19 protein-coding genes are annotated in these 24,226 nt (G+C 61.5%); 11 read left to right on the top strand and 8 right to left on the bottom strand.

Features of this window, described 5'->3' with window-relative positions:
* Window positions 1–58: 58 nt before the first annotated feature.
* Complete coding sequence (locus tag LOY31_RS11935; protein WP_258713319.1) at window positions 59–1,393, bottom strand: epoxide hydrolase family protein; 1,335 nt, start codon at window positions 1,391–1,393, stop codon at window positions 59–61.
* Window positions 1,394–1,609: 216 nt separating this feature from the next.
* Here LOY31_RS11935 and LOY31_RS11930 point away from each other — a divergent pair, with 216 nt between their 5' ends.
* A complete protein-coding gene (locus LOY31_RS11930; protein ID WP_258713318.1) occupies window positions 1,610–2,839 on the top strand; it encodes an MFS transporter in 1,230 nt (409 codons plus the stop codon).
* Here LOY31_RS11930 and LOY31_RS11925 read toward each other — a convergent pair.
* Window positions 2,826–3,743, bottom strand: coding sequence for a quinone oxidoreductase (locus LOY31_RS11925; protein WP_258713317.1), 918 nt, complete (start codon window positions 3,741–3,743; stop codon window positions 2,826–2,828). The genes LOY31_RS11930 and LOY31_RS11925 overlap by 14 nt on opposite strands.
* 386 nt (window positions 3,744–4,129) lie before the next feature.
* Here LOY31_RS11925 and LOY31_RS11920 point away from each other — a divergent pair, with 386 nt between their 5' ends.
* The 3 genes from LOY31_RS11920 to LOY31_RS11910 all read left to right on the top strand — a co-directional run bounded on the left by LOY31_RS11920 (window position 4,130) and on the right by LOY31_RS11910 (window position 7,155).
* A complete protein-coding gene (locus tag LOY31_RS11920) occupies window positions 4,130–6,091 on the top strand; it encodes a PAS domain-containing protein (protein WP_258713316.1) in 1,962 nt (653 codons plus the stop codon).
* On the top strand, window positions 6,091–6,462 hold the full coding sequence (locus LOY31_RS11915; protein WP_039771030.1) for a response regulator: 372 nt from the start codon (window positions 6,091–6,093) through the stop codon (window positions 6,460–6,462). The genes LOY31_RS11920 and LOY31_RS11915 overlap by 1 nt, the downstream gene beginning before the upstream one ends.
* 78 nt (window positions 6,463–6,540) lie before the next feature.
* Entirely contained in the window at window positions 6,541–7,155 is a 615-nt protein-coding gene (locus tag LOY31_RS11910; protein WP_129973851.1) for a response regulator transcription factor, read from the top strand.
* Here the strand turns inward: LOY31_RS11910 and LOY31_RS11905 are convergent.
* The 3 genes from LOY31_RS11905 to hchA all read right to left on the bottom strand — a co-directional run bounded on the left by LOY31_RS11905 (window position 7,142) and on the right by hchA (window position 11,740).
* Entirely contained in the window at window positions 7,142–10,024 is a 2,883-nt protein-coding gene (locus LOY31_RS11905) for a helix-turn-helix transcriptional regulator (RefSeq protein ID WP_258713315.1), read from the bottom strand. The two genes, LOY31_RS11910 and LOY31_RS11905, sit on opposite strands and share 14 nt — an antisense overlap.
* A 121-nt stretch (window positions 10,025–10,145) precedes the next feature.
* Window positions 10,146–10,865 (bottom strand): PA1136 family autoinducer-binding transcriptional regulator, encoded by a 720-nt coding sequence (locus LOY31_RS11900; protein ID WP_258713314.1) that lies wholly within the window; start codon window positions 10,863–10,865, stop codon window positions 10,146–10,148.
* Window positions 10,862–11,740 carry a glyoxalase III HchA gene (gene hchA / locus LOY31_RS11895; protein WP_258713313.1) on the bottom strand — a complete coding sequence of 293 codons (879 nt, stop codon included), beginning with the start codon at window positions 11,738–11,740 and terminating at the stop codon, window positions 10,862–10,864. Before hchA ends, LOY31_RS11900 begins: the two co-directional genes overlap by 4 nt.
* A 164-nt stretch (window positions 11,741–11,904) precedes the next feature.
* Between hchA and LOY31_RS11890 the strand changes: the two genes are divergently transcribed.
* The 3 genes from LOY31_RS11890 (at window position 11,905) to LOY31_RS11880 (ending at window position 15,698) form a co-directional block, all read left to right on the top strand.
* Window positions 11,905–13,764 carry an ABC transporter ATP-binding protein gene (locus LOY31_RS11890; protein ID WP_007958527.1) on the top strand — a complete coding sequence of 620 codons (1,860 nt, stop codon included), beginning with the start codon at window positions 11,905–11,907 and terminating at the stop codon, window positions 13,762–13,764.
* A gap of 140 nt (window positions 13,765–13,904) precedes the next feature.
* Window positions 13,905–14,738, top strand: coding sequence for an oxidoreductase (locus LOY31_RS11885; RefSeq protein WP_258713312.1), 834 nt, complete (start codon window positions 13,905–13,907; stop codon window positions 14,736–14,738).
* 21 nt (window positions 14,739–14,759) lie between these two features.
* Window positions 14,760–15,698: an AraC family transcriptional regulator gene (locus LOY31_RS11880; protein ID WP_221533522.1), complete on the top strand. Its 939-nt coding sequence runs from the start codon at window positions 14,760–14,762 to the stop codon at window positions 15,696–15,698.
* Between the two features lie 4 nt (window positions 15,699–15,702).
* Here LOY31_RS11880 and LOY31_RS11875 read toward each other — a convergent pair whose 3' ends face one another.
* Window positions 15,703–16,635 (bottom strand): AraC family transcriptional regulator, encoded by a 933-nt coding sequence (locus tag LOY31_RS11875; protein WP_127797741.1) that lies wholly within the window; start codon window positions 16,633–16,635, stop codon window positions 15,703–15,705.
* A 586-nt stretch (window positions 16,636–17,221) separates the two neighbouring features.
* On the opposite strand from LOY31_RS11875, the gene LOY31_RS11870 reads away from it, so the two are divergent.
* The 4 genes from LOY31_RS11870 (at window position 17,222) to LOY31_RS11855 (ending at window position 21,156) form a co-directional block, all read left to right on the top strand.
* Complete coding sequence (locus tag LOY31_RS11870) at window positions 17,222–18,571, top strand: MFS transporter (protein WP_258713311.1); 1,350 nt, start codon at window positions 17,222–17,224, stop codon at window positions 18,569–18,571.
* A 99-nt stretch (window positions 18,572–18,670) separates the two neighbouring features.
* Entirely contained in the window at window positions 18,671–19,363 is a 693-nt protein-coding gene (locus LOY31_RS11865; protein WP_085605055.1) for a fumarylacetoacetate hydrolase family protein, read from the top strand.
* A gap of 39 nt (window positions 19,364–19,402) precedes the next feature.
* Complete coding sequence (locus LOY31_RS11860; protein ID WP_085605058.1) at window positions 19,403–20,167, top strand: SDR family oxidoreductase; 765 nt, start codon at window positions 19,403–19,405, stop codon at window positions 20,165–20,167.
* A 32-nt stretch (window positions 20,168–20,199) separates the two neighbouring features.
* On the top strand, window positions 20,200–21,156 hold the full coding sequence (locus LOY31_RS11855) for a 2-hydroxyacid dehydrogenase (protein ID WP_258713310.1): 957 nt from the start codon (window positions 20,200–20,202) through the stop codon (window positions 21,154–21,156).
* Window positions 21,157–21,212: 56 nt separating this feature from the next.
* Here LOY31_RS11855 and LOY31_RS11850 read toward each other — a convergent pair whose 3' ends face one another.
* Window positions 21,213–23,339, bottom strand: coding sequence for a TonB-dependent siderophore receptor (locus LOY31_RS11850; RefSeq protein WP_258713309.1), 2,127 nt, complete (start codon window positions 23,337–23,339; stop codon window positions 21,213–21,215).
* A gap of 145 nt (window positions 23,340–23,484) precedes the next feature.
* Window positions 23,485–24,069: a TetR/AcrR family transcriptional regulator gene (locus tag LOY31_RS11845; protein ID WP_085605067.1), complete on the bottom strand. Its 585-nt coding sequence runs from the start codon at window positions 24,067–24,069 to the stop codon at window positions 23,485–23,487.
* Between the last annotated feature and the right edge of the window lie 157 nt (window positions 24,070–24,226).

Below are 24,226 nucleotides of genomic sequence, written 5' to 3'. Positions count from 1 at the left end.
CGTGAACCGCCGGGTGGCGGTTCCGGGTTGGTGGTTAAAGGGCCTGCGGATTGAAGGGTTAGCGCGCTGCCTGAGCAGCGGTTTTCTGCGCATCAGCACGCAGTGGCCGGAAGGCTTCGCGCAGTTCTTCGCTGAACAGTTGCGGTTGCTCCCATGCCGCGAAGTGACCGCCCTTGCTGACTTCGCTGAAGTAGGCCAGCGACGGATAGGCGCGTTGCGACCAGACTTTCGGCGCCCGGTAGATTTCGTGGGGGAACACGGTAATCGCCACCGGCACCTTGATGTCGGCAGTCTTCTGCGCGGCGGCGCTGAAGTTATTGTTGTTGTTCTCCCAGTAGAAACGGGAGGACGACGCCCCGCTGTCGGTCAGCCAGTACAGGCTGATGTCGTCGAGCATTTCATCGCGGCTCAGGACTTTCTCGGGCTGACCGTCGCTGTCGGTCCACGCGGCGAATTTTTCGTACATCCACGCTGCCGTGCCGGCGGGCGAATCGGCCAGCAGATAACCGATGGTCTGGGGCCGGGTCACCATCATTGCGCCGTAGGCGGCGTTACGACCGAAGAACTGGCTGAGCGAATTGAAGGCCGTCACCTCCGGCGCGGTCAGCCCGGCCGGGGCCGGGTCGCCGCTGTTGATCGGCTTGACCAGTTCCGGCGGCACGGTGGCCGGCATGTTCAGGTGGATGCCCAGCAAACCGGGCGGCGCCAGGCGACCCAGCGCATCGGAAATCACCGAACCGTGATCGCCACCCTGGGACACGTAATGGCTGTAGCCCAGACGCTTCATCAATACATCCCAGGCCTTCGCCACCCGGTCAGGGCCCCAGCCGAGCTCGGTCGGTTTACCGGAAAAACCATGGCCAGGAATCGACGGGATCACCACGTCGAACGAGTCCTCGACCTTGCCGCCGTACGCCACGGGGTCGGTCAGCGGGCCGATGGTCTTGAGAAATTCGAACTGCGAACCCGGCCAGCCGTGGGTAAGGATCAGCGGCATCGCATTGGGATTGCGCGAACGCACATGGATGAACTGGATGTCGACGCCGTCGATGGTGGTCACGAACTCCGGCAAGGCGTTGAGCCTGGCTTCGGCCTTGCGCCAGTCATAGCCGTCGCCCCAATACTTCACCAACGCCTGGACCTGCGCCAGTTGCACTCCCTGGGACACGTCGCCGACCGTTTCCTTGTCCGGCCAGCGGGTGTCGGCGATGCGTTTGCGCAGATCGCTCAACTTCGCTTCGTCCACATGGATGGTGTACGGGCGAATGGCTTGCGACGGATCCGCGGCCCAGACGCCGCTGCTGCCAGCGAGTACGGCAAGGCCGAGCACACCGCCCCTGATGGATGACGCCAGGCAATGGCGCCAGGTTAGACCGGACGAAAGCGCAACCATGATGGATCTCCTTGTAGTCATTATTCGAAAGGCATCGCCAATCGGATCAGACCACTGGGCTGGCACCGGGGCGATTACACGATGGTGTCGGTCGATACCTTGGTATGACGCGCTGGCCCGGTGCGTAAAATCGCGCTCGAATTCAGCAGCGGTTAACGGGCAGAATGCGGCGGGGAAACGGCTCATTTGAATGACAGATCGGATCAAGGATTGCGGATGCGTGGGGAAACAGCGCTCGAACGCCTGAGCGGCACGCCATCAACCACGTCGCAGTGGTGGGTGATCGGACTGTGCATGCTGTTCAACGTGATCGACGGGCTGGACGTGATGGCCATGGCCTTCACCGCCAGCCGGGTTTCGGCCGAGTGGGCGTTGAGCGGCGCGCAACTGGGCCTGTTGTTGAGCGCAAGCCTGGTCGGGATGGCGCTCGGTTCGCTGCTGGCCGCGCCCAGGGCCGACCGCTTCGGGCGCAGGCCGTTACTGCTCGCCGGCCTGCTGCTCAGTGGCCTGGGTATGTTGCTGTCGTTCTGGAGTCCGGATCATCACGTGCTGATGTTCCTGCGTCTGCTGACCGGCATCGGCACCGGGGCGGTGCTGGTGGGGGCGAACGTGCTGACGTTCGAATACGCCAGCCCGCAGCGACGCAATCTGGCGATCGCACTGCAATCCCTCGCCTTCGCCATGGGCGCCAGTCTGGGCGGTGTGCTGGCGCATGTACTCAATGATTTGATGGGCTGGCGGTATGTCTTTCTGGCCGGGGGTTGCATCACGCTGGCGGCGGCATTGGTCGGTGTCTTTTGGCTGCGAGAATCACCGTCATTTCTGGCACTTGAACAGCGCGCGCCTGTCGCTCCGGCGTCACCTGACAACGCCAGCCGACCGTTTGCGCCCGGTCAATGGCAACAGACCACATCGCTGGCACTGGCACTTTTTCTGCTGATGTTCTGCTTTTACTTCGTGATGAGCTGGACCCCGACTCTGCTGGTCCACAACGGTTTTACCGATCGGCAAGGCGCCCAAGTCGGAATGTTATTGGCGTTTGGCGGCATGCTCGGCGCCCTGCTGCTGGGACTGGCAGCCAATCGTTTCGGCTGCCGACGATTGTTGTCGGGGTTTCTGCTGCTCAATGCCGCCCTGCTGCCTCTGATGGTGCCGGCCTCGCACGTACCCGGTCTGGCCGCGCTCGTGGCGGTCACGCTTGGCCTGATGCTCAACGGTGCGGTCGCCGCCCTGTATGTTCTGGCCCCACAGGCGTTCTGCACCTCGGTTCGTACAACCGGCGTCGGCGTGGTACTGGCGATGGGGCGTCTGGGGGCGATCATTTCGCCGGTGGTCGCCGGGTTTCTGCTGGATGCCCGATGGACCGCACAAGAGCTGTTCACCTTTTTCGCCGGTAGTCAGCTCTTGGCGGCCCTGCTGATCTGGCGTGGCGTCAAGGGACGATGATCAGCTTGCCCGTCGTGTTGCGCGACTCGATATCGCGATGGGCCTGTTGCGCGTCGTCCAGTGAATAACGTTTGCCAATGACAGTTTTCAGTTTGCCGGTGCTGACCCACGCGAACAGTTGCCGGGACTTTTCCAGCAGCACTTCGCGGTTGCGCGCGTAGTGCATGACCGAGGGATACGTCAGCTTGATGCTGCGCGGCACGCTGAAGATATCGATCGGCGGGATCGGGTTCATGAACGGCCCGTACAAGGCCAGGGTGCCGAAGTAATCCAGCATTTCCAGCGAGTCGGCGAAACCTTCCGCGCCGGTGCCGTCGTACACCGCATTTACCCGCTGCCCCTCCGTCAGGCGCATGACCTGTCCGGCAATGTTGTGCGCCCGCCCGATCACCACATAGTCAGCCCCGGCCGCGAGTACTGCCTCCACCTTGTCGGCGTGAGACACCCGGCCAATGACCTTACCGCCCAGTAGCTTGATCATCTGAGTCAGCATCAGCCCCACGCCACCCGCCGCCGCGTGCACAAATGCCACGTCACCCGGCTGGATCGCATGCACCTTGTCCACCAGATTGCTGGCAGTCAGGCCTTGCATCATCAGGCTGGCGGCGGTGGTGAAGTCGATATCGTCGGGCAACGGCACCAACTGGCTGACCGGGGCGATCACCTGTTCGGCGTAGCTGCCCGGCACGTAATGCCAGGCCACGCGGTCACCGACTCCGAACTCCGTCACCTGCGGGCCGATGGCCAGGACGATGCCGGCACCTTCGGCACCCGGCGTCAGCGGCAACTCCCAGACAGCCCCGAGCCCACGCCGGACACCGGTGTCCATGAAATTGATGCCCGCCGCCATGACCTGGACCAGGACTTGCCCGGGCCCCGGTTCTGCCAGTTGTATGTCTTGCATCGTCAAGACTTCAGGCCCGCCAAAGGCCTCGATTACCACTGCTTTCATAATGTTCTGCCCTGTCATCGGGACGACCGGTCCTGCTTCCTTTCGGGTGGCAGGAGCGCGGACGTCACGTTGCTTTCACTCAACGTCGAAGGACGTTGAAACCAGGGCCAAGAGTGGACGGGTGGTGTATCCGCGCAGTTTCGCGAACAGGCTCATTTGCATGCTTGTATGGCTCGAAGGGCCGTAGATACAGTGGCTTACAAAAGCGCCACTGTGATGCCCGTCGCAGTGTGCGACGGCAGCCGATATTCGCTACAGGCGACACCAAAGTATGATGGGCGAGTGCCGGCAGAAGGCGCATCTTTGTTCAACGGTGACTGCACACAATGAGAATCGGTATGACGAACGAGCAGGAGCGCGTCATCGAGGACGGTCCGGACTGCGCCAGTGACGCAATCATGCCCATGCCCGGGGTCGAAGCCATCATCGACAGCATCCCGGCCATGGTCGCCTTCATGACGCCTTCCGGTGAGCTGGAACAGGTCAACCGGCCCATCCTGGATTACATCGGCGCCCCGCTCCACGAGCTGAAAAACTGGCAGGCCAGCGAGACCGTGCACCCGGACGACCTGCCCTCGGTCATCGCCGCGTGGATGCATTCGGTCGGCACCGGCACCCCCTATGAAATAGAGCATCGCATCCGTCGCGCCGACGGTGTCTATCGCTGGTTTCATGTGCGCGGCCTGCCGATCAGAGACAGCGAAGGCACCATCACACGCTGGTGCGTGCTGCAGGTCGATATCGATGAACGCCGGCGGGACAAGGTCCTGATCGCCAGTGCCCTCGCCGAAGTCAGTGCGTCGGAAGAACGTCTGCGCGGGATCATCGATGCCGTGCCCGGTTTTGTCTGGAGTGCTTCGCCGGAAGGCAGCGTCGGCTTCGTCAATCGACGCTGGTGCGACTACACCGGCATGTCCCTCGAACAGGCCTGCGGCCATGGCTGGACGGCGTCCATCCACCCGGACGACGCACCGGGCCTGGCAGTCTATTGGCAAGGGATTCTGCAATCGGGCAGCGCCGGTGAGTACGAGGCCCGACTGAAACGCTTCGACGGTATTTACCGCTGGTTTCTGATCCGCGCCGTGCCCCAGCGTGATGACACCGGGCGACTCGTGCGCTGGTACGGCGAGAATACCGACATCGAAGACCGCAAGCGGGCGGAAGTCTTTCTGGCCAAGGCCCAGCGCCTGAGCGCCACCGGCACGTTTTCCTGGCGGGTGAGTACCGACGAGATCACCTGGTCGGACGAGGTCTACCGCATCCTTGAACTGGACCCGGACACCCCGCCCGGCTTCGAGGCGATCTATCGCCGCGTGCACCCGGACGACATCTCCAGCCATCGGGAAATGGTCAAGCGTCAACGTCGCAAGGGGCGCGACTTCGAACACGAACATCGGCTGCTGATGCCCGACGGCACGGTGAAATACGTGCGGCTGGTGGCGCACTCGATCCCCCATGCGCCGGACGGTTTCGAATACATCGCCGCCCTGCAGGACATCACCCAGCGCCGGCTCGCCGAAGAGGTCTTGAGCAAGGCGCGCTCGGAGCTGACGCACCTGGCCAGAGTCGCCAGCCTCGGCGCCGTCACGGCGTCGATAGCCCACGAGGTCAATCAACCGCTGGCCGGCATCATCACCAACGCCAGCACCTGCCTGCGAATGCTCGGTGCGGACCCACCGAATGTCGATGGCGCCAGAGAAACCGCGCGCCGCACCATTCGCGACGGCAATCGCGCGGCCGATGTGATCAACCGACTGCGGGCGCTGTTCTCGAAGAAAAGCATCACGATTGAAGACGTCAATCTGAATGACGCGGCACGGGAAGTCATCGCCATGCTGCTGGGCGAGCTGCAACGCAACGGCGTGGTGCTGCACCCGCAATTTGCCGAAGCGCTGCCGCTGGTCAGGGGCGACCGGGTTCAGCTTCAGCAGGTGATCCTCAACCTGATCATGAATGCCGCCGAGGCCATGAGCGCGATCCACGGTCGGCCCCGGCAATTGATCGTCAGCACCGGCCTTGGGTCGGACGAGAGCGTTTACCTGGCGGTGAAAGACAGCGGCAACGGCGTCGATCCGCAGGACATCGAGCGCATTTTCAATGCGTTCTACACCACCAAAAGCTCGGGCATGGGCGTCGGTCTGTCCATCAGTCGCTCGATCATCGAGCGCCACGACGGGAAGCTGTGGGCCAGCGCCAACGACGGCCCGGGTACGACGTTTACCTTTGCTATCCCGAATTCGACGGACTTGCCGCAAACCGATAACCGCGACCTCGCCGATCGCACCGTGGAGAATGATTGATGGGTACGCATTTGCTCGTATCGGTGGTCGATGACGACGAATCGGTTCGTGAATCACTGCCTGACCTGATCAAGGAATTCGGTTTTGCCGTCCAGGCGTTTGCCTCGGCGCAGGCGTTTCTGGCATCGCCCTATCTGGACCTGACCCATTGCCTGATTCTCGACGTGGCCATGCCGGGCATGTCGGGCCCGGATCTGCAACGCGAACTGCTGCGCCGTGACTATCGCATTCCGGTGATTTTCATCACCGCGCACGGCGACGCCAGCGAACAGGCGAAGCTGCTGAACAGTGGCGCCGTTGAGTGCCTGTTCAAACCGTTCAGCGAAGCCCAATTGCTCAAGGCCCTGAGCGCCGCCCTGCCCCTCGACTGAGTGTGAAGCCGAACAGAACAAGGAATCGACATGTTGAACGCGAACAACGCAATCGCCCCTTCCCGTGGAGCATTACCGATGAGTGATGTCACGCCCGTCGTATTCGTTGTCGATGACGACATTTCCGTGCGCGAGTCGCTGGAGCTGATGATCCGCTTCGCCGGATGGCAGCCACGGCTGTTCGAGTCCGCGCAGGATTTTCTCGACGCGCCCCGAACGCTGGTGCCCAGTTGTCTGGTGCTGGACATCAACCTGCCGGACCTGAGCGGCCTGGATCTGCAGACCGCCCTTGCCGACGAACGCCACAACATGCCGATCATCTTCATCACCGGCTACGGCGATATTCCGCGCACGGTGCGGGCCTTGAAGGCCGGCGCGGTGGAGTTTCTGACCAAACCGTTCAATGACGAGGTGATCCTCGCCGCCATGGCCGATGCGCTGCAAAGCAGTCGTGTGGCGCTGGAGGGAGAAAAGAACCTGCGCTCACTGCTCGAGGCGTACAAGACCCTGACGCCGCGCGAGCAGGAGATCATGGCATCGGTGGTCAGCGGGCGGCTGAACAAACTGATTGCCGCCGACCTCAACATCAGCGAAATCACCGTCAAGGCCCATCGCGGCAAGGTGATGCGCAAGATGAAGGCCCGCTCGCTGGCGGACCTGGTGAAAATGGCCGCCCTGATTACGCCGGCGTGACCGGCAGGCTCTGCCAGAAGCTTTCCAGCCGACGCAGATCAAGGCTGTCGAAGCCTTCCGAAGCCCGCTCGCGGCAGGCACCGAGCAACGTCCGGGCCTGATCCGGTTGACCCTGTTCAAGCCAGAACCGGGCCAGATCCATCGATGACCGCAACTCCCACGCCCAGGCGCCCTGCTCTCGGCTCAGCGCAATGGAATCCTCAAGAACCGCCAGCATGGCCTGAACATCATCGGCCTGGATGACCTTGAGAATACCGGCCTTGATTCGCAGCAGTTCCGGCAGTGCAAAGGCGTCACCGCTTTGGCGGCAGTGATCGATGGTGCCCTCGACCAGGGTCAGTGCCTTTGGGTGTTGGCCCACCAGCATCAGGCCCTCGGCCAGTGCGATTTCGAATGAGCTCGTGAGCAGTTCGTAACGCATGCCCCGCAACCGCGCCAGACTTTCCTCCAGCATGGCAACTGCATCCCCCGGCTCCTCGGCGCGGATGGCGATCGCCGCGCGCAACCCGTGGCAGGCGGCAATGTAGGGGCCGAGTGCGTTGGTTTCAGCGATGGCGCTGAACCGCTCGAGGCTCGCGGTGGCCTTCGCCAGATCACCGGTCCAGATATAGATGCACAAGATCCAGACCATGGCGATGCAGTAGGTGACCGGATGCTGCAGCGCCGAGGCTTCGGCCTCTATCTGCTCGGCCCAACGCCGAGCCTGATCGGGATAGCCCTGCAGCCAGAGTGAACGCGCCAGCGCCAGCCCCGTGCGATTGCGGTGATCGAAGCCGTAGTAAATCGTGTTGCTGGGATGGGACGGTAAGCTGTTGCGCAAAGAGCTTTCCAGTTCCTGGCGGGCCAGACGCTGATTGCCGAGCAGATGATGGGAAATCCCGGTCAGCGATGCGGCAATCGCGATGGCGGCGGGCTCGTTGAGGATATTGCCGACCACCGCTGCCTGCTCCGCCCAGGCCAGCGACGAAGGGAAATCACCGATGCGTTCGTAGAAGATCTGCAAGCGGCCCAGCAACCTCAGCTGAGAGCCGTAGTCGTTCAGCGCGACGGCAATGTCCTGCGCCCGGAGCAAGGCCTTTTCAGCGGCTTCACTGTTGCCTCGGGTGAACATCAGGACCAGACCGAGCGCGGCTTGCAGTTCCATTTCGGTGGGCGTGCCGTAGTACCCCAGTTCCAGCAGCTCCACCGCCCGGGAGCACCAGGTGCGGCACTCGACCAGCAAGGAAAAATGCAGGAACAACGGCGCGCTCGCGGCCGCCAGCGGCAACGCCAGACCCGGATCACCGTGGGGGCCGAAGCTCCATTCCAGCGCACCGCGAACATTGCCCAACTGGCTGGCGAGACGCGCCGAGTGACGGAAAATCTCGTCGGGCGAAGTCCCCAGATGCCCGAGCAGGTCCATGTAAAACGCCGCGTGCCGGAACGCCAGGGCATTGACCTCGGCCTCTCCCCGCGCCGCCAGTTTTTCCCGGGCGTAGGCACGGGTCATCTCCAGCAAGCGATACGAATCCGTCGAGTCGCTGTGATCGACCGTGACCAGTCCCTTGCACACCAGATCATCGAGGATCGCGGCCGCCGTGGCGCTTTCGTGTTGCGATTCGGCAACCACCTGAGCGGCCGCTTCCTGGGAAAACGGCCCGACGAAGACCGAAAACCGCTCCAGCGCCAGGCGCTCTTGCGGCGACAGCAGGTCATAGCTCCAGTCGAGCATGGCGCGCAGGGTCTGATGGCGCGGCACCGCCGTCCTGCGCCCCGACCAGCCCAGCGAGAAACGCTCGCCGAGCAGCGCGTGGGTGGCCTTCAGTCCGTGGCTGGCGACCCGCATCGCCGCCAGTTCGATCGGCAGCGCCATGCCCTCCAGCCGCTGGCAAATGTCCGCAATCATTTGCCCTCCGTCCGCTTCCAGCGAGAGCGCGGCATTGCTCAAAGACGCGCGTTCGACAAACAGCTTGATGGCCGGGAATGCCAGCAGTTCCTCAACGGAAAGGTGTTGCGGCTCACGGGGAAATTCCAGCGGATTGAGCCAGTGCACGTATTCGCCACGTACCCGCAGCGGTTCGCGACTGGTCGCCAGAACCCCGACATCCGGCGCGGTATCGCTGATCTGCTCCAGGAGGGTCGATACCGCGTCGATCAGGTGTTCGCAGTTGTCGATCACCAGCATCAGCCGCTGTTCACGCAAATGCGCGAGCAGGACAAACATCGGGTCTTCCGCCTGCACCGGGATGTCCAGTGATCGGGCCAGTGCCGACGGCACCAGCGCGCAGTCTTCCACTTGCGCCAGATCGACGAAGCAGACGCGCTCGTAGCCTTGGGCGGCGATGCGGTGCGCCACTTCGATGGCCAGGCTGGTCTTGCCGACACCGCCGGGGCCGACGATGGTGAACAACCTCGGTTGCTGCATGTGGTCGATGACCAGTTGCAGATCGGTTTCTCGGCCGATCAGTTTTGCCCGGGGCGGCAAACTGCACACGCCCTCGATGGCTCGGGTCACGATGGGCGCCGGTTGAACAGCGGTCTGCTTTCTTTCCAGCGGTGCGACGAAGGCATAACCCACGCCCACCTGGGTCGCGATGTAACGCGTCTGTTCCTCGCCATCCCCGAGAATCCGCCGCAGGCCAGTCATATGAAAGCGCAGGCTGCCTTCGGCCACCACGCTGTCGGGCCACACCTTGTCGATCAGGTCGTACTTGGACAGCACCCGTCCCGGTTGCTCAAGCAAGGCGATCAACAGGTCCAGCGCCCGCCCGCCGATCTCGACCGCCACCCCGTTGCGGGTCAGCAGCCGTTTGCCTGGAACGACACAGAAAGGACCGAAAATGAATTGGGTCGTGAGGGATTCGTGCAATGCGTCCGGAAAAGACTCCACGAGGATCGATCTCTCTAAAAAACGTAGGGGGCGGCGCCGGTTACAGACAGCCGGCGCAGGCCCTTTGCATCATAGGAGTTTTGCACCGCCGTTCAAGCACGGGACCGGCAGAGTGAGAACCTCACCCCTTTATTTCACCCTTGCGAATGGCAATCTTGATGGCCTGGGCGGTGGTTGCCACGCCCAGATGCCGACGGGCCGAACGCAGGTGATTTTCCACCGTGCGCCCGGACAGACCGAGGGTGGCAGCGATGTCGGCCTGCCGGCGACCGGCAGCGACCCACGCCAGCACTTCGCGCTCGCGGGTCGAGAGTTTCCCGGCCGTCTCGTCCAGCGGTGCTTCGAGCAAGCGTCGTGCGGAATGAAACGCCACCGTGGCGAGCATGCCCAGTGCCAGACGAACCCGTGCCGAGGCATCGATCTGTTCGCCACCCAGACTCATGGCGCCTTCAAGACCCTGCGGGCCGAAGACTGGAATCTGCAAGCCATGCACGCCCGAGCCGCTTGGCAAGCGAACCACCCGATACAGTTCGCCGCTCTCCTCCTGCACCTTGCTCCAGAAGAACGATTCGCGAGTGTCCAGCAGGTGGCGAGTCACCGGGCAGCGCTGAACGTAGGTCTGGGCGTCGACAGCGATGCCGTCGCCGAACCAGTCGCCTTCCACCCAGTAAATGCGCTCGACCACGTCCTCCGACGCCGAGGTGGCGGAGAACAGGACGAACCGATCGTAACCATGGGCCCCGGCGAAACTGCGCACGGCCTTCTGGATCGCCACCAGCGTGGGCGCCGCCTCAATGTCGAGGGCGGCGCGCAAGAGTGCATCGGCAGGTGCGGGGCTCACCCCGGGGTGACCTCTTTCAGGAGCGCGGCCGCCGCCAGTTTGCCCAGCGCGTTGCCCGCCAGCGGACTGTCACCGGTCAACAGTTTGCGATCCTGAAGCGTCGCCCCGGAAATGCCCTGGTTGGTGATTTCCACACCGAGCGCCTGCAACTGCTCACCGAACTTCCAGGTCAGGTGGCCGGGCATGTAACCGATGTCGGGGGTTGTCGCGTCCAGGGCATCGGGAAACGCGCAGATCCGGTAACCGTTGAAGATGCACGATTCCTTTGTCTCACCGAGGCCGGCCGCCAGCAGCGCCGCCGGGCCGTGGCACAGGGTGATGACGAATTTGTCCTTGGCGACGGCCCATTGCAGGACCTTCTTCACGTCCTCGCTTTCCGGCAGGCCGATCAGCGCACCGTGGCCGCCGGGGATGAACACGCCGATGTAGTCGGAGTCCTCGCCCAGCGCTTCTTCGATCACCTGCGACAACTTGAGTGGGCGCTTGAACTGATCGCGGTATTGCTCGTAGAAGCCTTTCACTTCGGCGTCTTCCGAGGGCATGGCCCAGAATTCGAACTTGACCGGATTGCCCGACAGCGTCGCGACGTCGAAGCCAAAACCGGCCTTGTCGAGGTGATACATCGGCAGCAGCGTTTCAACCGGGTGATTGCCCGTGGAGAACATCGTGCCGTTGTCGGTCAACAGATAGCGCTCGTCCGCACCGATCATCAGAACCTTCCAGCGTCCGCCCTTGTAACGGTTCGGGTACTCGGCATCACTGAGATCGGATTTGGGCGAAGTGAACTGGCTGAGGGAGTACGGCGAGGGGAAAAATGCGTTGTCCTCGGCCGGATCGGGGGTCGGGCGCTTGTCGTCAGTCTGCGTGGTAGCCATGGTGCTCTCCATCGAGTGGGTCAATGTCGGAGTTCATGCTAGTAAGGCGTCAGCGTTACAACAATGAGGGTTTTCCCTCAAAAAATCATGCGCTGAACCTGCAGCCCCTCAATGTGATCGATAAGTGGCAGAATCCCCGCAACTGATGAATTCGGAGACCCACAATGCTTCGCCTGTTTGAACAACGGCTCGACCCCTTCCCGCCCGACGAAGCGCCGCCACCGCCGGTCGGTCTGGCGCGATTCCTGTGGGCCTGCACCCGTGGCGCTCGCGGTTATATCCTCGCGCTGGCGCTGCTTAGTGCCGGTGTGTCGATCTACGAAGCCTGGTTGTTTTCCTTTCTGGGTCAGGTCGTTGACCTGCTTTCGGCCTGGCAGGCCGGCGGCGATGTGAACGGCCAGGAGAGCCGCGTGCTGTGGGGCATCGGCATCGTGTTGCTGACCAGCGTCGGACTGGTGGCGCTGCGCACGATGGTTCAGCACCAGGTGTTGGCGATCAATCTGCCGCTGCGCCTGCGCTGGGATTTCCACCGGCTGATGCTGCGGCAGAGCCTTTCATTCTTTTCCGATGAGTTTTCCGGCCGGGTCACGACCAAGGTGATGCAGACCGCACTGGCCGTGCGCGAAGTGCTGTTCACCGTCATCGAGATCGCACCGGGCATTGGCGTCTATTTCATTGCGATCATCGCCCTGGCCGGCGGTTTCGCCCTGAAACTCATGCTGCCGTTCATTGCCTGGGTCGCGCTGTTCGGGCTGGCGATGCTGTATTTCGTGCCACGCCTGGGCCAGGTCGGGCAGGAACAGGCCCATGCCCGGTCATCGATGACGGGCCGGGTTTCGGATGCCTACACCAACATCACCACCGTGAAACTGTTCTCCCACTCCAAACGTGAAGCGCACTTTGCGCGGGCGGCGATGGAGGATTTCAAGCAGACCGGTTTCCGCCAGATGCGTCTGGTCAGCCAGTTCGAGATCGTCAATCAGGCGCTGGTGGTCGGGCTGATCATGGGCGCCGGCGGCTACGCCTTGTGGCTGTGGCATCAGGGCGAAGTCGGCACCGGGGCCGTGGCAGCGATTACGGCCATGGCGTTGCGCATCAATGGCATGTCGCACTGGATCATGTGGCAGATGACGTCGCTGTTCGAAAACATCGGCACCGTGCAGGACGGCATGGACACCCTGACCCGTGGCCCCAAGGTGCAGGATGCGCCGGACGCCGGCGTGCTGGTGCCTTCCGGCGGCGCCGTGGAATTCGACAACGTGAGCTTCAACTACAACGGCGAACGTCAGGTGCTCGACGGCTTGAGCCTGAGCATCCAGCCGGGGGAGAAAATCGGTCTGGTGGGCCGTTCCGGTGCCGGTAAATCCACGCTGATCAACCTGCTGCTGCGCTTCTATGATGTGGACCGTGGCGAGATTCGCATCGACGGGCAAAACATCGCGCAGGTGACACAGGACAGCCTGCGCAGTGCGATCGGCATGGTTACTCAGGACACGTCCCTGCTGCACCGGTCGATTCGCGACAACATCGCCTACGGTCGACCGGACGCGACCGACGCGCAAATCCAGCGCGCTGCCGCCAACGCCCAGGCCGACGGTTTCATCAACCAGCTCAGCGACCGTCAGGGCCACACCGGCTACGACACGCTGGTAGGCGAACGCGGCATCAAGCTTTCCGGTGGCCAGCGCCAACGTATCGCCATCGCCCGGGTGATGCTCAAGAACGCTCCGATCCTTCTACTGGACGAAGCTACCAGCGCCCTGGATTCCGAAGTCGAAGTCGCCATTCAGGAAAGCCTTGATGAAATGATGCAGGGCAAGACCGTGATCGCCATCGCCCATCGACTGTCGACGATTGCGGCGATGGATCGACTGATCGTCATGGATGAGGGACGGATCATCGAGCAAGGCACCCACACCGAACTGCTGGCGAAAAACGGCACCTATGCGCGGCTGTGGCAGCATCAGAGTGGCGGGTTTCTGGGTGAGGATCAGGGCGTGGCCGAGGCGATGGATCAGGCGTGAGTCCTTTGATCAGCCCCGCGATAACAACTGCGGGGCTGATCGCCGCTGAGAGGATTAGGCAAGGCTCGAAGACAAACCGGCATAGGTGAACGATTTCTCGCTGGCTACCATGACGGCACACCTGATTTGCGGAGTACGTCATGCACCACACCAAAACCCTCTTCATCACCGGCGTCAGCAGCGGCTTCGGCCACGCGCTGGCCAAGGAAGCACTGGCCGCCGGACACCGCGTCATCGGCACCGTGCGTAGCGAAGCCGACCTGCAAGCCTTTCAGGCGTTGTCCATCGACAACGCGCATGGCGTGCTGCTGGATGTCACGGACTTCGACCGGATCGATAGCGTCGTGGCAACCGTCGAAGCGACACACGGCCCGGTCGATGTGCTGGTCAACAACGCCGGTTACGGGCACGAAGGCATTTTCGAAGAATCGCCGCTGGAGGACATGCGCCGCCAGTTCGACGTGAATGTGTTCGGCGCGGTCGCGGTGACCAAGGCGTTTGTGCCGTTCTTTCGCCAGCGGCGGGCGGGTCATATTCTCAATATCACGTCGATGGGCGGCACGATCACGATGCCGGGTATCGCGTACTACTGCGGCAGCAAGTTTGCGCTCGAAGGCATCTCCGATACCCTGAGCAAGGAACTGGCGCCGTTCAATATCTTCGTGACCGCCGTCGCACCGGGTTCATTTCGGACCGACTGGGCCGGTCGCTCGATGCAGCGCACGCCGCGCAGCATCGCCGACTATGACGCCAGCTTCGATCCGGTGCGCAAGGCGCGCGAAGACAAGAGCGGCAAGCAGCTCGGTGATCCGCGCAAAGCGGCGCAGGCGATGTTGCAAATCATCGCCAGCCCTGCTCCGCCAGCGCATCTGTTGCTGGGCAGCGATGCATTGAGTCTGGTGCGCGACAAGCTGAAACGTGCCGCCAGCGAGATCGACCAATGGGAAACGCTGACCCGTTCCACCGACCATTGAACGGCCCACAGAGAGAACGCAATGAAACAGGCCGACGCAAGCACTTCGCGCATGGTGCAGCTCATGGAGACGCTGGCACCGGTGGAGGGCTACAACCTCAGCGCGCTGGAGGGCGTGCGCTTTCTGCGCTCGAACCGGCCACTGACCCGCACGCCGGTGCTGTACGACCCCGGCATCGTGATTCTCTGTCAGGGCCGCAAACGCGGGTATCTGGGCGATGACGTCTACGTCTATGACGCCCAGCATTACCTGGTGGTGTCGGTTCCGATCCCCTTCACCATGGAGACCGACGCCTCTGAAGACGAGCCAATGCTCGCGATCTATATGCAGCTCGATTTCCAGGTGGCCAGCGAGTTGATGCAGCAGGTGGATGAGGTTCACGGCCCGAGTGATGCGCCACCCAAGGGCATGTTTGCCTCGCCGATGGACGACCGCCTGCACACATCGACGCTACGTTTTCTCGAAGCCATGAGCAATGCGGGCGAAGCGCAGATATTGGGGCCGTCACTGTTGCGGGAAATCTATTACCGCATCCTGACCGGCGAACAAGGCGGCTCGATGCGCGCCGCACTCAATCGACAGGGACACTTTGGCAAGGTGACGCGGGCGATCCGCAAGATCCACAGCAGCTATCAGGAGCGCCTGGACGTCGAGCAACTGGCCCGCGAAGCGAGCATGAGCGTGCCCAGTTTTCACCTGCACTTTCGCAGCGTGACGGACGCCTCGCCCATGCAATACCTGAAGTCGACACGCCTGCATCAGGCGCGACTGTTGATGTTGCGCCACGCCATGACCGCGTCAGCGGCGGCGTTCAGTGTCGGCTATGAAAGCGCTTCGCAATTCAGCCGCGAGTTCAAACGGTTCTTCGGCCGAACGCCGCAGGCGGAGATCGAGTGGATGAAGGCAACGTATGCGTTGCCTGCGCCGACGTCGGCCTCGGTTTATGTTTCGTCGCATTAGTCGATCAGGCATCTACAGGTGACTGCGGGGTGTCGGGGTCCAGTTGCCGACGGCGGAACTGCCCAGGTGGCTGGCCGTGGATCTGGCGAAAGCGCCGGGAGAAATAAGCTTCATCCGCAAAACCACACAGCCTCGCCACCTCACCCACTGGCCGGGCTCCATTGAGCAGGTAATTGCGCGCCGCGTGCATTCTGCGTTCCAGCACCAGCTCGGTGAAGGTCTTGCCGATTTCCTTGCGCAGCCAGTGCGTGAGGTAAGTCGGTGACAGGTAGGTCGCCGCCGCCACCTTGATCAGATTGAGATCGGGGTCGGCAATATTCTTGCGCAGGTACTCGAACATCCGGCTCAGTGCATCCCGTCGACTGGCCTGTGCTGCGTTTTCTTCCGCCAAGCGTTTGAGCGGTTCGGCATACAGGACGCACACCTTGCCCACCAGTTGCAGCAGCAATCCCTTGAGCACTTCGCGTGTACCGAACTGACGATTCTCGTCCAGGCTGCGCATCTGTTCGATCAGGCCACAGACCTCGTTGAAATCCTCATTCCCCAGAATGAAATCCAGATGTTCCTGAAAGCGGAAAGGCGACAGTTCGGGCGCCAGGAGAATCGATACCTCCTCCAGATCCATCGGGTCGCACTGCAAATGCGGCAACAGAAAGGTCTGGGAAAAGTTGATCACCATGAAATTGCTGTCCGCCGGATGCGGGATCACGTGCACACGGTGCGGCAGGATGAATGCCAGTGCGTTACGCGGAAATGGACGAACCGCGTTGCCAATGTGCTGCACCGTGTCGCCACCGAGATTGATCTGGATCTGGAAGTATTCGTGTCGATGCGGGCTGGTCTCGGCGCGGCGACCTTTTTTGTCACGAATATAGAAGTCCATCATCTCGCTGCGTTGCTGCATGACGTAGGTGGGCACACGGCATTGTGATGTCATTTGTTGAACATCCTCGACAGGTACTTGGGCAGGTTTTCCTGGCGTTGCCGAGCAATCGGCATTGCTCATCTTGAAGGTTCGGCGCCAGCCCTTCAAGCAGTCATACGATGACATCAAGCTCAGTGGATTTTCTGCACTTCCATTACCAATGATGCCTGTCCAAAAAAACAGACCGGACAGTCATCGTTTTTTCCATTTAAAAACAGATAGATAGAAATCAAATCAGAGAGCACCTTAAAAATCCACTGTGTGGTTTTTTTTGGACAGGTTTATCTGGCGCTGCCTTCTCCGGAAAAAATGATCTAACACCTTGATTGATTTCAAGAGGTTGTACGACCACTGTATTTCCCACGCCCAACCTCTTTCAAAAACAACAGAAGGTGCGCACGTCATGAATCCGCTATTGCTCCCCGCCGCCCCTCCCCAGCCTTTACCGACGATGCCAGCCGGGAGACGTACCTGAACGTCTGACCCTGGCCGTTTGTGCCATTCGTTTCAATTTCGATTGCCTTGCCCCCGGACAGCGGGCAACGGCGTCGGCTGTCCGCAAACAACTCGACACTTCTAACAATAACGAGGTCCACTCATGTCGAATTCGCACACCTCCCCGACCACCGCCCCGCCACTGATTGCCGGCGACAGAGACGCCGCCTCTTCCCGGCGACTGCCGACGCGGCGACGCTGGTTCATGCTCTCGCTGCTGCTGATTGCGACGATCATCAATTACATCGACCGGGTGAACATCTCGATCGCCGCCCCGTTCATGGCCAAGGACCTGGGTCTGGACAAGATCGAAATGGGGCTGATTTTCTCTGCCTTTGCCTGGACGTACGCACTGGCGCTGGTGCCGGCCGGGTTTATCGCCGACCGTTTCGGTTCGCGTTTTACCTACGGTGTTTCACTGATCAGTTGGTCGACCGTCACGGTGTTTCAAGGCTTCGCCACGGGTTTCGCTTCGCTGTTCGGCCTGCGCCTGGCCGTCGGGGCGATGGAAGCGCCGGCGTTTCCGGCCAACAGCCGTGCGGTAACCGTATGGTTTCCGGCGCGGGAACGGGGACTGGCCAGCAGCATTTACGTCTGCGGGCAGTACCTGGGAACGGCACTGTTTACCGGTGCCCTGCTGTGGCTGGCCACAACCTTTGACTGGCGCCATGTCTTCTACAGCACCGGCGCGCTCGGCATCGTCTTCGGTGTGCTGTGGCTGTATCTGTATCGCGATCCGCTGAATTGCAAGAAGGTCAGCAAAGAAGAGTTGAAATACATTGAGGCCGGTGGCGGACTGGTCAAGAGCAGCCAGGAACGCACTCGTTTCAACTGGCGGCAGATCGCCGAGCTGTTCAGCTATCGCCAGGTCTGGGCCATTTGTATCGGCAAGTTCGCCAGTACATCGGCGCTGTACTTCTTCCTCACCTGGTTCCCCACCTACCTGATCGAAGAACGCCATCTGACCACAATCAAGGCCGGGATCTTTGCCGTGATGCCCTTCGTGGGCGCAACGGTCGGCATCCTGCTCGCCGGCATCGTGTCCGACCTGCTGATCCGTCGTGGCTACTCAATGTCCTTCGCCCGGAAACTGCCGCTGGTGGTCGGATCGATGCTGGGCATGTCGATCGTGCTGGTGAACTTCACCGACTCGAACGTCATCTGCATCGCCGTGCTGACCATTGCCTTCTTCGCGCAGGGCATCGCGTCGTCTTCGTGGGCGGCGGTGTCGGAGGTCGCGCCCAAGGAACTGATCGGACTCACCGGCGGGATTACCAGCCTGGCTGCCAACATTGGCGGGATCGTCACCCCGATCGTGATTGGCGCTATCGTCCACGCCACCGGCTCGTTCGCCTATGCGTTCTGGTTCATCGGCGCCGTGGCGCTGATCGGCACCCTCTCCTATTCATTGCTGCTCGGCCGCCTGTACCGCATCGAGTTGAAAACACGCTGAAGCAAGAATCACCGTTTTCTCCAACAGGAGGCGGCTTTCGTCCAACTTCGCCAACGATTGCCGCCGTACGCTGACCTTTCACACAGGACTTGCACCAGGATGAACATGACCGAGTACGTCTTTACCCCGGATCTGCCAGTGACCTTGCCGGTTGTCGGCAGCGAGCAACGCTTTCCCGTCGGACGCGTGTTTTGCGTCGGCCGCAACTACCCGTGGCCGGACACGCTGGGCCAACCGCGTCAGCCACCGGTGTTCTTCATGAAACCGGCCAGCAGTGTCGTCGACGCTGCCGGCGAAGTGATCTTCCCGTCACTGACCGAAGAGTTCGCCCATGAAATCGAACTGGTCGTGGCCATCGGCGAAGGCGGCTCGCATATTCCCGAGAGCCAGGCGCTGGCCTATGTCTGGGGCTACGCCGCCGGGCTGGATCTGACCCGTCGTGACGTACAGCGCCTGGCCAAGCGCGACGGTTTGCCATGGGAAGGTGCCAAGGTGTTTGACGGCGCCGCACCGATGACCGCCATTGTGCCGGTCACTCGGGCCGGTCGGCTCGAAGGGGAATTATGGTTGAGCGTGAACGGTGAAGAACGCCAGCGCGATCGTCTCGACAGCCAGATCTGGTCGGTGAGTGAAGTCATCAGCCGCATCTCGCAATCCGTAACACTCAAGGCCGGCGACCTGATCATGACCGGCAGCCCCGCCGGCGTTGACGTCTTGCAACCCGGCGACGTCATCAGCGCCGGGATTGACGGCATCGGCCAACTCGAAATGCGCGTCGGCCCCCGGCCTTGAGTCTGTCCTTAAGTGATTGGAAAAAAGGAGAACAACAAAATGTCTGACACTCAATCCTTGAAAGTGGCCCTGGTGACCGGCGCCGGCAGCGGGATCGGCCGTTCGGTAGCCCTGGGCCTGCTGGCCGACGGTTACACCCTGGTGCTGGCCGGGCGCCGGCCCGAACCCCTGCAGGCCTTGGTCGATCTGGCGGCCGGCGAAGGACGCGAAGCCCTGGCGGTGCCTACCGATGTACGCGACCCCACCAGTGTCGACCAGCTGTTTGCAACCATTGCCGAAGTCTACGGACGCCTGGACGTGGTCTTCAACAACGCCGGGGTAAATGCCCCTGCCGTGCCGCTGGACGAACTGACGTTCGAGCAGTGGCGAAACGTGATCGACACCAACCTCAACGGGGTTTTCCTCTGTGCCCGTGGCGCGTTCGGGCTCATGCGCCGGCAACAGCCACAGGGTGGCCGCATCATCAATAACGGTTCGATTTCGGCCCACACCCCACGTCCTTTCAGCAGCGCGTACACCGCCAGCAAACACGCGGTACTGGGATTGACCAAATCACTGGCGCTGGATGGTCGGGAATTCAATATCGCCTGCAGCCAGATTGACATCGGCAATGCCTTGACCGAAATGTCGGTGCGCATGACCAAAGGGGTGCGCCAGGCCAACGGCAGCATCGCCGTGGAGCCGATGGTCGACGTCAAGCATGTCGCCGACGCCGTGCGCTACATCGCCGGTCTGCCCCTGTCGGCCAACGTCCTGAACATGACCGTCATGGCCACTGCCATGCCGTTTGCCGGCCGCGGTTGAGCCGGCTTTTTTATTGCGTAAGTGAGGTTTACATGAAGCCAGAAGTCTTGCAGCTGAGCCCGATCCTGATTCCGCAAATCAATGCCCGTCTCGGCGAACTGTTCACGATCAGGCGTTATTTCGAGCAGGCCGACAAAGCGGCGTATTTGCAGGAACACGGAGAAAACATTCGCGGCGTCATCACGGGTGGGCACACGGGTATCAGCCAGGCGTTGATGGCGCAATTACCCAAACTGGAAGTGGTGGCGGTCAACGGTGTCGGCACCGATGCGGTCGACCTGGCCTACGCCAGGGATCGCGGAATCCGCGTGACCGCGACCATCGGCGCACTGACCGAAGACGTGGCCGACCTGGCCATCGGTTTGCTGATCGCCGTGTGTCGTGGGCTGTGTACCAGTGACCGTTACGTTCGCTCGGGCCAGTGGCCACAAAGCCCGACCCCATTGGCACCGCTGCCTTTGGCGCGGCAAGTGTCCGGCATGCGTATCGGCATCGTGGGCATGGGCCGGGTCGGCCGAGCGGTCGCCACCCGGGCAGCCGCGTTTGGCTGTCCGATCAGCTACACCGATCTGCAACCGATGAGCGATGTCAGCCACACCTTCATTGCCGACCTCAAGCAACTGGCCCGCGACAGTGATGCCCTGATTCTCGCGGCAGCCGCCGACAAGGCCGAGGCCATCATCGATGCCTCCGTGCTGCAGGCTCTGGGCAAGGGCGGCTACCTGATCAACGTTGCCCGAGGAAAACTGGTCAACGAAACCGATCTGGTGGCGGCCCTGACGGCTGGCGAGATCGCGGGTGCGGCACTGGATGTTTTCGTCGACGAGCCTAACGTGCCTGAAGCCTTGTTTGCCCAGGAACAAGTGGTGCTGCAACCGCATCGCGCCAGCGCGACCCTGCAGACCCGCACCCGCATGGGCGAGTTGGTAGTGGCGAGCCTGGTGGACAGTTTCGCCGGAAAGACTCCGCAAGGATGTGTGAGCGGCTGAGCCTCACAGTCATCGGGGGCCGCTGCCCCCGATGATGGATTTCAGACCCGATCGGATTACAACGTGTAGGAAATGCCGACCTGCACCGTTCTCGGTGCCCCTGGATAGGCGTAGACGTTACCGAATGCGCCCTCGTCGTAGTCCCGGTCAAACAGGTTCTTCAGGTCGAGATTGAGACGTAACTTGTCATTGACCTTGTAGTAGCTGAGCAGGTCGACAACGGTGTAGCTCCCCATCGAGAACGCCGTGTTCGCCGTTTGACCGGCGCGCTCATCGACATATTTGACGCCTGTCCCCAGACCCAGACCACTGAGGGCACCGTCCTGGAACTCATAGACGTTGAGCAGGCTGAAGCTGTTTTTCGGGATGTTCATCAGTCGCGTGCCGGAGCGGATCACGTTGTCCTTGGTCACCTCGGCATCGACGTAGGCGTAACCCCCGATGACACGCCACTCGGGAGTCAGGTTACCGGCGACATTGAGGTCAAATCCCCGGCTGCGCACTTCCCCGGCAGCCACGCTGAAAGTCGAGTCCACCGGATCAGTGGTCAGGACATTGCGCTTTTCAATCTGATAGATCGCCGCGTCAACGCTCAACTGATGATCCAGCGCTTCCCATTTGACGCCCATCTCCCAGGACTTGCCTTTCTCCGGTTCAAAGCCGCCGCCCTGTCGGCTTGCGCCGGTATTGGGCTTGAAGGAACGCGCGGTGTCCGCGTAAATCGCGAGGGTGTCAGTCAGGTCGTAGGTCACACCGACGCGGGGCGTGACGGCATTGTCACTGGCCTGCCAGCTCTTGCCGCCGGGCACGTAGGTTTCGTAGTCGTGTTCAAAGCGTTCGAAACGTGCGCCGGCCAGCACTTTCAACCGATCGGTAAGCGCTACCTGGTCCTGTACGAACGCGGCGTAGGTCTTGAGATTTTCCTTGTCGTGGGTCGGGGTGCGCGTCAGTGCCGGACGGGGCTGCCCATAGACCGGATTGAAGATATCGATCGGATAGGCACTCACCGCGCCGCTGGAGCGCTGGATGATCGACTGGTAGTCGTAATCTTCGTATTCGATACCGGTCAGCAATGTGTGTTGCAGGCCGCCGGTGGAGAAGTGACCGGTCAGGTTGAGCTGAGTGTCCTTGTCCGTCCACTCCAGCTTGCGGTAGTTGAAATTTCGTCCCAGGGTCCGGCCGTCGGCGGCAATGCCGTTGGCTTCAATGGCATTGCCCTGCAAGGTACCGTCGAGCCACTGGAAGCCACCGCCGAGCGTCCAGTCCTCATTGAGCACATGCTCGAAGCGCAATTGCGCCATGTTGTTGTCGTTGTGCAATTTGCCAGCGTCCGGTTCACCGAAGAAGGTGTCACGGGAGGCAGTGCCGATCTGCCGGGGATAACGCGTCGCGCCCCGGTCCAGCGGATGATTGTTGCGCATGAAGTCACCCTCGAAGATCACTCGGGTGTCATCGCTGGCTTGCCAGGTCAGCACGGGGGTCACGCCGTAGCGTTCGGTTTCGACGTGATCGCGGAAGGTATCGCCGCCCTCGCCCACCACGTTCAGGCGATAGGCCAGACGCCCCTCTTCATCGAGCGGACCGGAAGCATCCAGGGTACCGCGGCGCATGCCTTGGTCATTCAGCTGGCTGCCGAGTGTGACCGTGCGCTCGGGCAACGGTTGTTTGGATACGACATTGAAAGTACCGCCCGGATCACCACGGCCGTAGAGCATGGTCGCCGGCCCGCGCAGGACTTCCAGACGCTCGATGGTGTTGGCATCAGGCATATTCGGATAACCGCGGTTGATCGGGAAACCATTACGGTAGAACTCGCCGGTGGTAAATCCGCGCACGGTGAACGTGGTCAGTCCCTGGCCGCCGAAATTGTTGGCTCGCCCTACGCCGCCCGCGTAATCCAGCGCGTCCTGCAGCCGGGTAGCACCGAGGTCTTCGACCGCGTCTTTGGTGACGACACTGATCGACTGCGGGGTTTCATGGATCGAGGTGTCGGTCCGCGTGGCACTGGCCGAACGGGTCGCGCGATATCCGTGTACTGGACCGTCCGCTCTTTCGTAATCCGCGGTACCGACCACATCGGTTGCCTCCAGCTCCAGCGCTGACACCGTTGAATCGGATGGCTCGGCCCACGCAAAGGGAGACAACGTTTGCAACACACAGATGGACAGCAGAGTTCGACGCATGAGGGGAGAACCTTACAGATAGGCCAGAACGAAGGGGGTAACTGCCAGCAAAACGCGGAGGATGGTATACCACCCGCCGCGCAATTGATAGGCATTCCCATTCGTTTGTGCAGCTGACTCTCAACCTCTTGCGTCTATTGCTTTCTCACACGCTCAACAGGCGTTTCGTGGTCGCCATTGACGTACTCAACGACTGTCCTGTGCGTTGCAGTTTGTTCAGCAAACTGGCCCCCAGCCACAGCTGATACAGGGTTTCGGCCAGTTCTCGGGCATCGCCCTGTGGCAGGCTTTTTTCGACCTGGCCCTGTTCGATGCACTCGCTGATGCGCGCCACCACTCGCTCTGCACCATCACGCAAGGTCAGGCGCATGGTTTCGGAAAGGTCAGCCACCTCGGCACTGAGTTTCACCACCAGGCATTCGTCGCCATGGCCTTCCAGGGTGCAGCGATCCTGCCAGCCTTGCCAATAATCCATCAGCCGTTCATGGGCGCTCAGGCCGGGCAGCGTCAGGCGTCGCTCCATGTCGGCCAGATAGTCGACGAAGTAATCCTCGAGCAAGGCCTGGCCGTACAGTTCCTTGGATTTGAAGTAGTGATAGAACGAGCCCTTGGGCACGCCGGCGGTCTGCAGGATCTCGTTCAGGCCGACACTGGTGAAGCCTTTCTCGGCCATCATCCGGTGGCCGGTGTCGAGCAAATGTTGGCGGGTGTCGTCGTAGGTCGGTTTCATGGGGCACGAATTACCAGGCAATAGACCAGTCGTTTATCTCAAAGGAACGCGAGTTTGCCACACCTGTCCATGAAAAACCTTCGAAGAAAAAAATTACTAGACGACTGGTCTAATTGGAAACTATGCTGCGCCCCGACAAACCTTTTCCCGGTGTCGA

The organism is Pseudomonas sp. B21-021 (assembly GCF_024749205.1).
GTDB classification, from domain to species: Bacteria; Pseudomonadota; Gammaproteobacteria; order Pseudomonadales; family Pseudomonadaceae; genus Aquipseudomonas; species Aquipseudomonas paraglycinae.
The sequence above is the reverse complement of the archived record's forward strand: the minus strand, read 5'-3'. Positions and strand labels throughout refer to the sequence as shown.